Annotated in this window: 17 protein-coding genes; 9 read left to right on the forward strand and 8 right to left on the reverse strand. The window is 50.0% G+C overall.

Going from position 1 to position 14,834, the window contains the following annotated elements; genetic code table 11:
* Positions 1-52: 52 nt before the first annotated feature.
* From ACO0LD_RS17970 to ACO0LD_RS17990, 5 genes are all read right to left on the reverse strand, one after another.
* Positions 53-727: a hypothetical protein gene (locus ACO0LD_RS17970; protein ID WP_423009238.1), complete on the reverse strand. Its 675-nt coding sequence runs from the start codon at positions 725-727 to the stop codon at positions 53-55.
* A gap of 128 nt (positions 728-855) precedes the next feature.
* Positions 856-1,431, reverse strand: a complete 576-nt coding sequence (locus ACO0LD_RS17975; protein WP_423009240.1) for a hypothetical protein — start codon at positions 1,429-1,431, stop codon at positions 856-858.
* Positions 1,432-1,510: 79 nt separating this feature from the next.
* Complete coding sequence (locus tag ACO0LD_RS17980) at positions 1,511-2,014, reverse strand: tetratricopeptide repeat protein (protein WP_423009242.1); 504 nt, start codon at positions 2,012-2,014, stop codon at positions 1,511-1,513.
* Positions 2,015-2,103: 89 nt separating this feature from the next.
* Positions 2,104-2,547: a hypothetical protein gene (locus ACO0LD_RS17985; RefSeq protein ID WP_423009244.1), complete on the reverse strand. Its 444-nt coding sequence runs from the start codon at positions 2,545-2,547 to the stop codon at positions 2,104-2,106.
* Between the two features lie 204 nt (positions 2,548-2,751).
* Positions 2,752-3,864: a DUF3466 family protein gene (locus ACO0LD_RS17990; protein WP_423009246.1), complete on the reverse strand. Its 1,113-nt coding sequence runs from the start codon at positions 3,862-3,864 to the stop codon at positions 2,752-2,754.
* Positions 3,865-4,327: 463 nt separating this feature from the next.
* Here ACO0LD_RS17990 and ACO0LD_RS17995 point away from each other — a divergent pair, with 463 nt between their 5' ends.
* Positions 4,328-5,092 carry a substrate-binding periplasmic protein gene (locus tag ACO0LD_RS17995; protein WP_423009248.1) on the forward strand — a complete coding sequence of 255 codons (765 nt, stop codon included), beginning with the start codon at positions 4,328-4,330 and terminating at the stop codon, positions 5,090-5,092.
* A gap of 388 nt (positions 5,093-5,480) precedes the next feature.
* Here ACO0LD_RS17995 and purM read toward each other — a convergent pair whose 3' ends face one another.
* Positions 5,481-6,524 (reverse strand): phosphoribosylformylglycinamidine cyclo-ligase, encoded by a 1,044-nt coding sequence (gene purM / locus ACO0LD_RS18000; RefSeq protein WP_423009250.1) that lies wholly within the window; start codon positions 6,522-6,524, stop codon positions 5,481-5,483.
* A gap of 153 nt (positions 6,525-6,677) precedes the next feature.
* On the opposite strand from purM, the gene ACO0LD_RS18005 reads away from it, so the two are divergent.
* From ACO0LD_RS18005 to ACO0LD_RS18040, 8 genes are all read left to right on the forward strand, one after another.
* Positions 6,678-7,763 carry an AI-2E family transporter gene (locus ACO0LD_RS18005; protein ID WP_423009252.1) on the forward strand — a complete coding sequence of 362 codons (1,086 nt, stop codon included), beginning with the start codon at positions 6,678-6,680 and terminating at the stop codon, positions 7,761-7,763.
* Entirely contained in the window at positions 7,760-8,455 is a 696-nt protein-coding gene (gene hda / locus ACO0LD_RS18010; RefSeq protein WP_423009254.1) for a DnaA regulatory inactivator Hda, read from the forward strand. Before ACO0LD_RS18005 ends, hda begins: the two co-directional genes overlap by 4 nt.
* Positions 8,456-8,465: 10 nt before the next feature.
* Entirely contained in the window at positions 8,466-9,155 is a 690-nt protein-coding gene (locus ACO0LD_RS18015; protein ID WP_423009256.1) for an HAD family hydrolase, read from the forward strand.
* A complete protein-coding gene (pcnB, locus tag ACO0LD_RS18020; protein WP_423009258.1) occupies positions 9,152-10,507 on the forward strand; it encodes a polynucleotide adenylyltransferase PcnB in 1,356 nt (451 codons plus the stop codon). The genes ACO0LD_RS18015 and pcnB overlap by 4 nt, the downstream gene beginning before the upstream one ends.
* 2 nt (positions 10,508-10,509) lie before the next feature.
* A complete protein-coding gene (gene folK, locus ACO0LD_RS18025) occupies positions 10,510-11,001 on the forward strand; it encodes a 2-amino-4-hydroxy-6-hydroxymethyldihydropteridine diphosphokinase (RefSeq protein WP_423009260.1) in 492 nt (163 codons plus the stop codon).
* 29 nt (positions 11,002-11,030) lie between these two features.
* Positions 11,031-11,378 (forward strand): DMT family protein, encoded by a 348-nt coding sequence (locus ACO0LD_RS18030; RefSeq protein WP_423009262.1) that lies wholly within the window; start codon positions 11,031-11,033, stop codon positions 11,376-11,378.
* 252 nt (positions 11,379-11,630) lie between these two features.
* Positions 11,631-12,443 (forward strand): 3-methyl-2-oxobutanoate hydroxymethyltransferase, encoded by an 813-nt coding sequence (panB, locus tag ACO0LD_RS18035; protein ID WP_423009264.1) that lies wholly within the window; start codon positions 11,631-11,633, stop codon positions 12,441-12,443.
* A gap of 366 nt (positions 12,444-12,809) precedes the next feature.
* Positions 12,810-13,361 (forward strand): DUF2306 domain-containing protein, encoded by a 552-nt coding sequence (locus tag ACO0LD_RS18040; RefSeq protein ID WP_423009266.1) that lies wholly within the window; start codon positions 12,810-12,812, stop codon positions 13,359-13,361.
* A 148-nt stretch (positions 13,362-13,509) separates the two neighbouring features.
* On the opposite strand, the gene ACO0LD_RS18045 is transcribed toward ACO0LD_RS18040, so the two are convergent.
* Positions 13,510-13,815, reverse strand: a complete 306-nt coding sequence (locus tag ACO0LD_RS18045; RefSeq protein WP_423009268.1) for a hypothetical protein — start codon at positions 13,813-13,815, stop codon at positions 13,510-13,512.
* 29 nt (positions 13,816-13,844) lie between these two features.
* Complete coding sequence (locus ACO0LD_RS18050; protein WP_423009270.1) at positions 13,845-14,360, reverse strand: hypothetical protein; 516 nt, start codon at positions 14,358-14,360, stop codon at positions 13,845-13,847.
* Between the last annotated feature and the right edge of the window lie 474 nt (positions 14,361-14,834).

Genomic DNA, 14,834 nt, shown 5'->3' on the forward strand with positions numbered 1-14,834 from the left:
TCCAAGGTGCAATTTGCCTCGCGTAATCGCACCTCCCCCCACATAAACATCATCAGGCAGAAACTCTTCGGAAAGGCTTTTGCTTCAAAAGCTGCTTGTCAATTTTCACATTATTGCGAAAATGATCGAGCAAAGCACGAACCTTGCTCAAAGGATGTTCCGCAAACATCTCGTCATACTTTTTATCATCCGAAGGTACCGCCTGGACAGGCTTCTTCCTGAGATTGGCAAACAATTCTTCCATTGAATTCAGCATCACAGGCTCTTCATCTGATTTCACTGGCGCTGGGTTAACTATCATGGCAACCGCTGCCTCGCGCATGCCAGTAGTGCCTTTTTCCATAGACTCAAAATTAATCTGGAATAAGAATTTCTCAAACGGCATCCAGACTATGCCCACGTAATACATGCCCAAATCATTTGGTACTGGAGACTTGTACTTGAACACGCCAACCAGACACTCAGTGCCAGCTATGTTTTCAACGGCTATCTCTATCAGTACACCATTAAGACTTCGCGATTGCGCTTCAAAAAAATCACGTGCTGCTTTTTCATCTCTGAGATCAAAGGGCCAGTCAGGTTGCCGGTCAAAAAATCGAATTCTGGCCGGGTCACGCTTTTCGGTATACCAGGCCTTATCATTTTCAAAACCTTCATGCAACTCCCAATTATCTTTATGGAATTGAATGTCACTTATCTTTGGTGTATAGAAATTAAAAAAACGCATATCTTCTCAAAAATCCAAGGTATTAATTGCTGGCATTGCAAATTCCAATTTCAATCGTAAAACTGCAATAAACGTAGATTGCGGGCATTTGTCCAGTTACTCTACTCTATTCGCAAGTAAGCTTAAAATCACTCCACTGGCCTTCTCATCACCTCATTTTGTTGCGGCTTATATAAACCAAGTTCGCCGTGTACAGAGTTTAGAAAGCTGCGAAACCTGCCTTCTATTTGCGCGTCATATTTTTTTGCGTTATTTTTCAAATGAGGCCAGGCAATACGTGCAGTGGCTGACACATCTGCCAAACTTCCCCTCCTTGCATCAAGAATAGTATAGCGGGTTGTGCCTTGCAAGGCTTCCTGACGGAACAAGGTCCAGGGGCCGAAAATTTCCTCTTTCGGAGCACTGCTACCAAACTGCTTTACTGGTGCATCATAGGCCGCACGTCCAGCTTCCGTGTTGAGGTCATAAAATTTCAAAATCAAATTGGTCGAATCACTCGTTTGTTTATCGGCCACATTGGGGATTTGAAAAACCGCAGTTGCCACTGGCAATTTGGATTGCATGTTGAGCACCGCCCATCCATCATCTACAGTAAAACCTACCACCCCGGCATTAGTGACGATTTTCAGACTGGTATCAGCAAAAGCCGAAGTGTTCACGGCATTAAGCACCAATATGCTAAACAAAATAATTAATCGCCTCATATTCGCATCCTAACCTATCACTTTCAAAATTTCATTCTCGTCTTCTACCGTTGTACATACCACGGATATAATCCCAACTCTAGACATCCCGATTTTTTTCCAGCCCTTGCGCATACCTCGCCAATGAACGATTGTAACGCGGCAGATAGGTAGCCAATGCTGTCAGACTGATTGCCAGGGCCTCGCGTTCTCGTCCCAGATCAGCCAGCGCCAAGGCAAGAAAACCGCGTACTGCACCATCAAGCTCGTCGCTACCGGCTTGCATTTCAGCAGTCAGTATATCGACCGCCGTTTGGGGGTCGCCCAGATAACGGATGGAACTGGCCATTTGTATATTGGCCCGCCTGCGGCGCAAGCCCGTCAGGCCATTGTCGAGCGCGGCTTTATACAAGGGAATGGCAAGTTCAGTGAAACCGCAAGAATCCCGCGCACCGCCACGCTCGAACAGGCCGATTGCGGCATCCGGCGGCAGTTCTGCTGCCATTGCATCAATGCGTGCAATGAAAGTATGTGCTTCAAGCGTATCCAATTCTGCCCATAAGGCAGCCAGTCGTTCTTCCCAATGGTCGTTAAATATCGTCATGATTTCTCTATCGATAAATGTATTCTTGACCTGCTCTCCAACCCAATCCAGCTTACTTTGGATTGCACAATGTTGATCGCATACTCACATTACATCTTACTGTCAGCATCAAGCAGCAACTTGATTTCAGGAAGACGCTGATAGTCCACATAAGGCCAGTGTGGCTCATTAAAGGAATGCGATTGAAACTCGCGCAAGAATCTCCAGAAGGGTTTCAATATTTGTGCAGGGCTACCCTGGATCACGGCGACTTCTTTTGCATGGCTACGCTTGCTGTTATTGGAGTAGTCAATCCTGAGCCGCACTTCCTCCGAAACACGCTCAAAGTACATTAAATATCCGGCAGGCTCAAGATGCCACCATACAGATGAATCAAGGCCCCGCACTACGTCCTCGAGAGCAGCAATCAGTTCCTGAATGGGGTTATTCGGGACATCTGAGGCATCGATTTCAATGATTTTGCCGTCAAGAGTAAGTGTCAGTGCAAGCCAGCCGTTGTTGGGTGCTTGATAGGCTATCTGGATAAGGGACATGTACTGCTTCTAAGATTCTGTATTAGTCGCTACATGTTCAGGTCACTGAAACTGTTTCATGACTACGTAAATTAATGATTGATGACGCATTCAGAGCTAGCGTGCTGATACCTTGCAGGATTGCAGTTGGTGCAAACAGGCATTGCTATTCGCACCAGTGCGATTTACGTCAGGCAGACAAACCATATCTGCCTTTTTAAAAACTCATGTCCCGAAAAAAAACTTATTTTCAAAGAACAAACCCTTGAGGCGCTTGCGGAAGATGGCGATGGTCAGTGCCAGCAATAACATGACAACATTAAAGCCCAGGATTTTATCGCCGCCATGATCAACAAAGGGAGTGGCATTGGAAGGCATGGTGGCGGCGTAAAGACCGCGGTCGTAACTGGCACCTATGACATGTCCGCCGTCGTTGATGGCATTGGTCAGGTACAGGCTTTTACCTGCTGGATGCAGTGTCATTTTATTGTCGTGCCAGACGAAGGAGAGACGCATGTCTATGGTGTCGACCACGCCAACCACATGGCCTTCATTATTAATGCCAGTCGCAAAGCTGTCACCAAAACCAATTTTTGCACCCAGATCTATCATCTGCTTGCCATCGTACATGAAGGCATGCCAGCGGCGGTCTTTCATTTCTGATGCGCCCACGACCACTCCGTGGTCGTTGATGGCCGTTGCCGAACTGGCGCGACCACCCAAAGTGCCCATGTCCTTCATGCCAGTTGCAGCATCGTAGATGAATGCACGACGCGAACCGTCCGTGATCATGGCAGAGCCAACTACCTGCCCATGGTTGTTGATGCCGCTCGCATAGCTGACCCTGCCACCCAGCGTACCCAGGTCTTTCAGTGCCTCACCAGGGGTATAGAGAAAAGCATGCCAGTCGCGCTCAGGTGTATCTGAAAACCCGGCAGCCTGGCCAGTATTATTCAGGGCCGCACCATAACTATTCGGGCCACCCAAGGTACCCAGGTCTCGTGTACCGTGGTCGCGGGTGCGGATGAATGCGCTCCAGGATTCCCCTTTTTTTGAAGAACCGACAATCTCGCCCTTGTCATTGATGCGCTTGGCTTCGCTCTCTGTTTCGCCTGGCAGTTCCAGTTTGATGAGCTTGCCCTTTTCAAAGAACACGGCATGGGGTGTGCCATCTTTTTCCTTGATGACCGCAGCAACCTGCCCTGCCGCATTCATGTCATAGGCAATCGACTCGCCATATTGCTTGCGCTCTATACCCAGGGAATGACTGGTCGAAGCGGCAGCATGGCCACCGATCAGTGCCAGCAGAAACAAAGAACTACGCAATGCATGGTGCATACAGGTATCCTTTCTGGAGGGAGGTCGTACGGGAAATTTGCTAACGAATATACAGGATTATTATTTGACAATAAAGATAAATGATTATTATTCGCCATCATCGAATTATTGTTTTAGATGTTTGTTTGAAAACTCCCGAATGTAGTCAGGTCTATGCAGGCCCGCAATTGGATTAAAACGCGCAATCGCACGAAGGTGTATCACTCGTCAGCTAACGTGGCTAAAGACGATTGCTGCAACACTGAACGAGGCTGAAAATGCTGAGTGAGGTGCCTCGCTTTACTTCAGACAAATAGTTTTAATTCGCTGCTCAACTCCCTACAAAGCAGCCATTGTCCGACAACCTGACCAGTGGCCTGATGAAATTAACAAGGCATGCTAGTTGGCACGTCCCTGCCCGCAGGATTGACTTCCATTTACTGCCTGCGTATATTGAAACCAGACATACCAAGAGGAGTAGATCATGTCTTTACTGCCAGTTCGTACCCTGGCCACATTGCTGCTCTGTATGCTGGTAACGCTGGAAACGATGGCAGAAGAAACGCAACTCAGGTTCTACACCGAAGAGTACCCGCCCATCAGCTTCACGCAAAAAGGAAAAGCCGCCGGCCTTGGTACGGAAGTGGTTGAAGAAATCATGAGCCGTCTTGGCATCAGCGCACCCATCGAAGTCGTACCATGGGCAAGAGCCTATGCGCATGCAACCACCACTCCCAACGTAGGATTATTCGTTACCACGCGAACCCCGGAGCGGGAAAAATTATTCAAATGGGTGGGCCCGGTTTCGGCAACCACAGCGCATTTCTATACGCGCCGTGGCGGCCAGCGTTTTGATAATCTGGAACACGCCAGACTTGCTGAGCGCATCCTGATCCCACGAGAATGGTATTTGCAGCAAATGCTGCGCGGTATGGGTTTTAACAATATCAATTCTGTGCCGACACCAGTCGACGCCGTGCGCATGCTGGTGGCAGGGCGGGCACCCTTGATGGCACTTGACGATGTGACACTCGCTGACACCTTGTCGGCAGCGGGCATCAATGCCAATGACATAGTGGCTGGTTCCACAATTACCCAGGCGGTCCAATATATCGCTTTTTCGCGTGACACACCGGATAGCGTCGCCACCCGTTGGCAAAAAACACTCGATGACATGAAGGCCGACGGCAGCTTTGAACGCATTTACAAAAAGTGGCTGCCTGGTGTAGCACTGCCTGCTGCACGCTAAATCCATACAAAAAAATGTAACTGCAAGCCCGGACAGCAAAGCTCATTAATTCGCCGGTAACGCCTCGCTAAAGCATGCCCGGGCTGCTTGCAAATTCTAACAGTCAGCCAACTGTGCACGAAGCTGTTTTAACAAGCAAGGATATGCTTGATCTGACTATGCCTATCTCCAGTATGCCAGCGTCGCAGCAGATTGATAGCCGTGTCAGCTTGCTGAATAAAAATGGTGCTCACGGCACACTCTACTCACGGGCGATTAAAATTTACGGGGAATGCGGCGTATTTGCCAGTGTTTATTTTCGAACACAACGTGGCTACGCTAACTTGTATCCAAAACAAAAACGGGACCTGAACGGTCCCGTAATCAATACTAACTAGCGATCAAGCCATCACACCACGATAGTCTGATGTTCATCACCTTCACGGGCCCGGATTTCACCAATCTTGTAGACGGATTCACCGGCAGCAGCCAGTTGTGCAATCGCTGCATCAGCCAGTTCAGCAGCAACGATGACGACCATGCCGATGCCGCAGTTGAAGACGCGATGCATTTCTGCATCGGCAACGCCGCCGTGCTGCTGCAGCCAGGTGAACAGAGGTGGCAATGTCCATGCATCTTTATGCAACACAGCAGTCAGTTTGTCGCCCAGTACACGCGGGACGTTTTCTACCAGGCCACCACCAGTGATGTGGGCCATGCCTTTGACTTCCATGGATTCCATCAAGGCCAACAGGGGTTTGACGTAGATGCGGGTTGGTGCCATCAGGGCGTCACCCAGGCTGCGGCCATGGAAATCGGCGCTCAGGTCTGGTTTTGCAACTTCGATGATCTTGCGTACCAGCGAGAAACCATTGGAGTGAATGCCGGAAGAAGCCAGGCCGAGGATGACGTCGCCGGGTTTGATCTTGCTGCCATCAATGATCTTGGATTTTTCGACTGCGCCAACAGCAAAGCCAGCCAGGTCGTATTCGCCATTTGGATACATGGATGGCATTTCGGCGGTTTCACCACCGATCAACGCGCAACCGGCTTGTTCGCAGCCAAAGGCTACACCCTTGATGACGTCGGTAGCAGTTGCCACGTCGAGCTTGCCGCAGGCAAAATAATCGAGGAAGAACAGTGGCTCTGCGCCTTGTACCAGGATGTCATTGACACTCATGGCCACCAGGTCGATGCCGACGGTGTCATGCTTGTTGAGGTGGAAAGCCAGTTTCAGCTTGGTGCCCACGCCATCAGTGCCGGAAACCAGGACAGGTTCCTTGTATTTTTTGCTGACTTCAAACATGGCGCCAAAACCGCCTATGCCAGCCATGACACCTTCACGCATTGTGCGTTTGGCAAAGGGTTTGATGGCGTCAACCAAGGCGTCGCCAGCGACCATATCGACACCAGCGTCGGCGTAAGAGAGAGAAACAGGGGTAGAAGTGCTCATGATATTCGGCAATAGGGGCAGGAGGCGGTAAAATAGAGGAATTGCCAGAAAAGTCCGGCAAAAGCGCTATTTTAACAAATTGACCGCGAAAACCCTGATTTTTTGGGACAGACGGTAAATCTGATAACAAATGACTACTAACCAAGCTTAAAAATGCCATTTACTTTTACGTCGGAGCAAAAACAATCCATGCTATGGCTGGCGGTGGCGTTTGCCTTGCTGTTGCTGCTGGGTTTATTGGGCCCGGTGCTGATGCCCTTTATCGTAGCCAGCATATTGTCTTATGTGCTGACCCCCTGGGTGGACAAGCTGTGCGCCCTGCGCGTGCGTAAATTTCGCCTACCGCGTTCAGTGGCTGCCACGCTGGTGATCGTGATTTTGATAGCCGCAGTATTGGCAATGATACTGATCATGATCCCCATCTTGCAAAAAGAAGTGCCACAATTACAAGATCAGATCCCGCGCTTCTTTGACAAGCTTGATGAAATGCTGGCCCCCATGCTGAGCGAATTTGGCATCAAGGTGCGCTTGGACAGCACTGGCATCAAGACCTTGCTGACTGAGCAAATGGCCACCAGTGGTGAAGCCATCGGCAAGGCTGTATTGAATTCCATCCGTGTCGGCGGCACAGCGGTGCTGGGCATGGTCGCCAATTTATTGTTGATCCCCATCGTCTTGTTTTATCTGTTGATGGACTGGCATGCCCTGATTAGTCGCCTGAGCAATTTCATCCCGCGCCGCTTTGTCAAAGTCACAGCGAATGCGGTAGAAGAAGTGGATGAGATACTGGCGCAATACCTGCGCGGGCAAATCCTGGTGATGATAGTCCTGGCCGTCTACTACTCGGTGGCACTCAGCATCGCCCGTTTTGACCTGGCTTTGCCAGTGGGCATCATCACTGGCTTTCTGGTGTTCATCCCTTATCTGGGCTATGGCCTGGGGCTGGTATTGGCAGTGATTGGTGCTATCCTGCAATTTGACGGATTTAGTGGCCTGATGTCAGTCGCCATTATTTATGGCATAGGACAAATGCTGGAATCGTTTTACCTGACACCACGCCTGGTGGGTGAACGCATAGGCTTGCATCCATTGACGGTGATTTTTGCCTTGATGGCATTCGGACAATTGTTTGGCTTTATCGGCATCCTGATTGCCCTGCCCGCCTCTGCCGTTATCTCGGTAGCCGTCAAGCACTTGCGTGTGTCTTATCTGAAAAGTCCTTTTTATAGTCAGACATGAGGCAATTATTACTCGACCTGGACGCGCAAAAGCTGCCGTCCCTTGCCACCTTCGTGGTGGGACAAAATGCTGAACTGGCGCAATTGCTGGGCATGTTTGACCAGCGTATCACCAGCCAGTATGGCGAGCGCTCGGTCTATATCTGGGGCGAGCCAGGTGCTGGCAAGACCCATTTGTTGCATGCCCTAGCGGCTGATGCCACGGCACGCTATATTCCGGCAGATGCGCCGGAAAGCGCCTTTGACTTTACTGAAGGTGTCAGCCTCTACCTGCTGGATGACTGCGACCAGTTGTCGCCACTGAACCAGATCGCTGCCTTCAATCTGTTTAATGAAGCACGCGCACGAGGTGGCTTCTTGATCGGTGCAGGCAACCGCCCGCCCATGATTTTGAATGTACGTGACGACTTGCGCACCCGTTTTGGCTGGGGCCTGATTTATCAGGTACATGGCTTGACCGACGAAGACAAGATAGCTGCGCTGGAGCGCGCCGCCCATGCGCGGGGCATACAACTGTCACCTGGCGTGTTACCCTATCTGATTACCCATTACCGCCGTGACATGAGTTCGCTGACCGATGTTCTGGATCAGCTCGACCATTATTCACTGGAAACCAAGCGTCCCATTACCCTGCCATTGCTGCGCGAACTGATGTTGCAACAACAGCCGGGTCTGGACACTACGAACGATTAGAAGACCAAGCATGCGCAATATCGCCCTATTTGATCTTGACCACACCCTGATCCCCATCGATTCTGATTTTGAATGGGGCCAGTTCCTGTGCCGCGTCGGTGCTGTTGATGCAGACGAATTTGCCCGCCGCAATGCCGAGTTTTTTGCGCAATACCAGGCTGGCACGCTGGACCCGGTGGAATACCTGGAATTTGCGCTGGGTACATTGGCACAGTTCCCGCGTAGCAGGCTTGACGAGTTGCATGCGCAATTCATGCAGGAAGTCATACAGCCTGCCTTGTTGCCAGCGGCTTATGATTTAATCAAGAAGCATCAGGATCAGGGCGACCTGATCGCCATCATCACCGCCACCAACCGTTTTGTGACTGCCCCCATTGCGATTGCGCTGGGCGTAGAACATTTAATGGCGGCAGAACCCGAGCTTGATGCCAATGGCAATATCACCGGCAAGCTGCTGGGCGTGCCCAGTTCAGGCGCGGGCAAGGTCGTGCATCTGCAAGACTGGCTGGCGAAGCAAGAAGTTACACAACTAAGGCAACTCAGCGACTTTAAGCATAGTTATTTTTACAGCGATTCGCAAAACGATATACCGCTGCTGGAACGCGTCAGCCATCCTGTCGCAACCAATCCCAATGCCAAATTAAGTGCCCATGCACTGGCCAAGGGTTGGCCTCAACTTCACCTGTTTGACAAGCAATGATCAAGAAATTTATTCGCAAAATATTGGGCGTAAAAAACAAGAGCGATGACGCCAGCGCCAACCAGAAGCCAACTGTGCTCAGTCATAAAGACCATGGCATAGACCCGCAAATGGTGTCCGCGAATGCCATACGCATCACCCAGACCCTGCAAGAGAATGGCTTCAAAGCCTTTGTCGTTGGTGGTGCCGTGCGTGACTTGCTGACGGGTGTCAAACCCAAGGACTTTGACATTGCCACCAATGCCACACCTGAGCAGGTCAAGCGCCTGTTCCGCCGCGCCTTTATCATCGGCCGCCGCTTCCAGATCGTGCATGTCATGTTCGGGCAGGACTTGCTTGAAGTGACTACCTTCCGTGGCTCTGCCACCGATGGCGCCCCCAAGGATGAGCATGGCCGTGTGCTGCGTGACAATACCTTTGGCGAACAATATGAAGATGCCGCCCGCCGCGACTTCACCGTGAATGCCATGTACTACGATCCGGCATCGCAGATCGTGCTCGACTATCACGGCGGCATGAAAGACATCAAAAAGAAAACCCTGCGCATTATTGGCGTGCCAGAAGCCCGTTACCGCGAAGACCCGGTACGCATGCTGCGCGTGGTGCGCTTTGCCGCAAAACTGAACTTCACGATAGATGCCGCTACCCGCGCCCCTATCGCCATCATGGCACCACTGATCAACAATGTGCCCGCCGCCCGCGTCTTTGATGAAACCCTGAAGCTGCTGACCAGCGGCCATGCCATGGCCTGTCTGCAACAACTGCGCAAAGAAGGCCTGCACCATGGCCTGATGCCCTTGCTGGACGTCGTGCTGGAGCAACCTCTGGGCGAAAAATTCGTCACACTGGCACTGGCCAATACTGATGAACGCGTGCAGCAAGGCAAACCAGTCTCACCAGGCTTTTTGTTTGCATCCCTGCTGTGGCACCAGGTTGTTGAAAAATGGGAAGCCTATAAAGCAGCTGGCGAGTTCCCTATCCCTGCCTTGCACCTGGCAGCCGATGATGTACTGAACACCCAGACTGATGCCCTGGCGATACAGCGCAAGATAGGCTCCGACATGCGCGACATCTGGGCCATGCAACCACGCTTTGAAAAACGCGCAGGCAAGACCCCGTATAAAGTGCTGGAACACCCGCGTCTGCGCGCCGGCTATGACTTCTTGCTACTGCGTTGCGCCTCCGGTGAAATCGATGAAGAAATCGGTGAATGGTGGACAGACTTCATGGAAGGCGACAACGCCGAACGTGAACAATTGATCAACAGTAAACCCAAGACAGCCGAAGCTGGCCCAAAAAAACGCAAACCCCGCCGCCGCGCCCCACGCAAGGCAGCCGCCGCAGCTGAATGAGCGTGTCAGTGAATTCGCAGGTTTTCATCGGCATAGGTGCCAACCTTGGTGATGCCAAGGTCACCGTCAGCAAGGCCATCGCTGCGCTGGCGCAATTGCCGGAGACCACTCTTGTGGCGCAGTCTGCCCTGTTCGGCAGTGCGCCCATCGATTCTACTGGCGATGATTATGTCAATGCAGTCGCTGAGATCTCGACCAGGCTGAGTGCCACCGACGTGCTGCAGCACCTGCAAGCCATAGAACTCGCACATGGTCGCGAGCGCCCCTACCGCAATGCACCGCGTACCCTGGACCTGGATTTGCTCTTGTATGGCGATGAAGAGATCAATACCAACGACTTGCAAGTCCCCCATCCACGCATGACAGAACGCGCCTTTGTGCTCCTACCCCTGCTGCAACTGGCAGCCGACATCCACATCCCCGGCAAAGGCCTGGCACGAGAATATGTCGCTGCCGTTGCCAATCAACGCATACAAGAATTACCCACTATCTGAGCGCCTGACAAGGCAATAAGCGAGGCCCCATGCAAATCCCTATCATTCTGCAAACCACAGGCTTGCTGATACTCTCCAACATCTTCATGACGGTGGCCTGGTATGGCCATCTGAAAAGCCTGTCCAGCAAAGCCTGGTGGGTCGCCGCCTTTATCAGCTGGGGCATCGCCCTGTTTGAATACCTGCTGCAAGTGCCCGCCAACAGAATAGGCTACACTGCCTACAGTCTGGCGCAGCTAAAGATATTACAAGAAGCCCTGACGCTGATCGTCTTCGTGCCTTTCGCCATGTTTTACATGGGGCAACCGTTCAAGCTCGATTATGTGTGGGCAGGATTGTGTCTGGTGGGTGCAGTTTATTTTATTTTCAGAAGTTAGTAAGTGCTGCCTAAGCTACTGCGCAACGCAATTTTGAGCCTGCGATGCTAGTAGTAAATGAGTACTTGAGTACGAAGCGCTTCTTAACTCAAACTTGCGCCGCTCGCTACGCTTATGCAGCACTTGCTGATACAAGTAAATCAAACACAAGATAAGGTTAAGAATACAAAAAAATAAAAGTTGAGGATGTAGGTGGAGACAAAATCGCTGTCAAACAAAAACCAATGACAGCATCACCTTTGGAGAAAAAGAATGGCTGAATATTTGCAAGACCGTAAAGCAGTAAGCATTCCTGGCTTGATCGCACTACGTGAAAAAGGTGAAAAAATCACCATGCTCACCGCCTACGATGCCAGTTTTGCCTCCCTGATGGACCGTTGCGGCGTCGAGATTTTGCTCATCGGTGATTCCCTGGGCATGGTCTGCCAGGGACATGACTCCACCTTGCCCGTGACACTGCAAGACGTGGCCTACCATACCGCCGCCGTTGCCCGTGGCAATCAAAAAGCCCTGGTCGTTGCTGACATGCCCTTTGGCTGCTATGGCACACCAGAAGCCGCATTCAACAGCGCAGTGCAACTGATGCAAGCCGGTGCGCAAATGGTCAAGCTCGAAGGCGGCACCTGGTTGTTACCCACCATCAAATTCCTGACCGAACGCGCGATACCTGTCTGTGCTCATCTGGGCCTGACGCCGCAATCCGTGCATCAGCTAGGCGGCTACAAGGTGCAGGGCAAGACTGATGCATCAGCCAACCTGCTGAAAGCCGAAGCGCTGGCCGTGCAGGAAGCCGGTGCCACCTTGCTGGTGCTCGAAGCCATACCCGCCAGCCTGGGCAAGGAAGTCACAGACTCCCTGCACATCCCCACCATAGGCATAGGCGCAGGCGTTGATTGCTCAGGTCAGGTGCTCGTCATGCATGACCTGCTAGGCGTCTTCCCAGGCCGCAAAGCCCGCTTCGTGAAAAACTTCATGGAAGGCCAGAGCAGCATTGATGCAGCGGTACAGGCTTATGTAGCAGCGGTGAAAGATAAATCTTTCCCGGCGCTGGAGCATAGTTTTTAAGAACAAAATGTTTGCAGCGCTGGCATGTCCTTCATGCCGGTCAGTAACAGTGAATTAGTGGACGCGAGATACCCACACTCCTGATCATACCCATACGCGAATAAGCGTATGGGTATGATAGAAGCAAGCCTTTTCCCAGCATCGTTTTACTCCATCAAAGTATCGCATTTACTTTTTGATACTTACTTTTCCTCACATACTTTACAGCTTTGATGTCAGTCAAAACGCCTTGCATGGCGTTTTAATGTCTTTTGACAATACGACATTTCGCTTTTGTTTATGGAGAAAATCATGGTAAACCGTGAGGCATACATTCGTCCCCAGCTTTATTTTTTCATCTTCGCGGGCTTACTATTCATGCTTGTCATGTGCAAAGTCGAACTGCCTTTACTGCTAGGCATGAATCCTCATTGGGAACAAAAAATAAATTCATATCGCTGGTGCCTGCATGTACACGCATTTGCGGCAACAATTGCCCTGATCACTGCACCTGTGCAATTTTTCCCTGGTTTTCGCGTCAGGCATTTACAAATACACAAACTACTCGGACGCCTGTACGCTTTTTCCATCTGCATCGCAGCCCCAATTGCAATCTACATTGCAATGGCACATTTGACAGCCGACGAGAAATGGCCAACAGTTGCCCAAGGCAGCCTATGGCTATGTACGACACTGGCTGGCGTGTACACGGCCAGCAACAAGCAATTGATCATGCACCAGATCTGGATCACGCGCAGCTATGCGCTGACACTGACTTTCATCAGCACACGCATGATGGTCGATGTACTAAAAATCGACATTAACGCCATTTTTGGTGGAAACGCCAATCTGATCTGGACCAGCAGTTTCGTGGCATTAATGATGGCGGATATTTTGTGCGCGTCAGCAAATCCAATCAGGAAGTTAGAAATCGCATGAGTAGCATTAACCGGTCTGTTGAAATGCTTGTCATCGCAGTTGGTAAGCCAACGGCAGTTGATCGATTGCATTATATTGTTCATGATTAACGTGGACTGATAGCACTATGGTCTGTCATTTTTTTTCATGCATCTTCATGCAGAATAACTCAAGGTATTCCAAAAACATCTTCCAAAGTAGTATGCGTCTCGACAATAAAGCGTTCGTACGTTGCCAGATTTCCCGTCACCTCTTCCACCCGTTTCCTTTGCCACTCCAGAAAACCTGGCAAATACCAAATCAGGGATACCAATCGCTTTGGAAGCAAAGCATTGTCATCAACACGCATATTCTTAAGTGCATGCAAGAATTTTTCGGCTTCGTTCTCGTCAAACCGGCCTGTACGAATTTGCGCCAATATGCCGCCATCATCCCAGGCTATCTCAAGAAACTCGGTCATCTGTTCAATATTCATTGTTTCTTTCAAATAAGTCGCTCGTGAAATCAAGTGACGACAGGCAGAAGACCTGTCGACACGTCCCGACCGTAAGAAACAATCTCTATCATTCCAGTCACTGATTCCACATTATCCGCATCGACTATGTAAATCGAATAAGCCGGATCATCCTTGATACCGAAATCAATCAATGCACCTTCACGCTTTTCTTCGACTGATTGTACAAATTCACAAGCCAATTCTTTATCCATGAAATAGACGCCCACCATTGACAGTTTCATCAGCGTCAGGAATACATTTGGCAACCGGGACAAATCTTCAATCCTTATTAAGCCCTCATAGCTTGCGACAAACCAATTCAAAAATTGTAATTTCCTGGGTAGAACACTTCTGAAAAATTCCACATGAACGCCATCCAGGTTTTGCAAAGATTGATAAGTAGACTTGGTTTGTTTGCCCATACCATACACATAACAAACTACCGCACCGTTATTGCCTTGAGACACCGCCAGCTTGGCCAAGACGGCTTCAATTTCTGCATAGCTGCCAACCCTGTTTTTCAAATTGACGAACTTTCAGCCCGCCTATCCTCAATCCACTTCAGATATTCATGCCTTAATTTAACGAAGCTTTCAAAATCCCAGTTATCTTCAATTGGAATTGACCTCAAGTCTCGAAGTAATTTCTTCTCAATCAAAAATTCGTTCCAAAATAATTTCGGCGGCAATCTGCTCACAGGAAAATGCTGATGGATGTTGTTCACTCATTGATCGTGCTTGTACACTTGCAACACACAGAAAATTAATCAATAAAATCAAGCGTATTTTCATTTTTTACACCCTAAAATTTAACATCGCAATATTCAAATACTCTTTATCTATCCTTTTACTTATAGCGTACTAATATCTAAGGAATCTCTGATTAAGTATCCGAGTATTGATTTAGAAACGTTAATATAAGCCTATTCTCATTGAATCCCGAATGCCATGAAACAGACAACTTTTGCCGAAGGTGGCTTTGAACGCTACGCCAAGACG

The organism is Undibacterium sp. Ji83W (genome assembly GCF_049340385.1).
Lineage (GTDB): Bacteria > Pseudomonadota > Gammaproteobacteria > Burkholderiales > Burkholderiaceae_D > Undibacterium.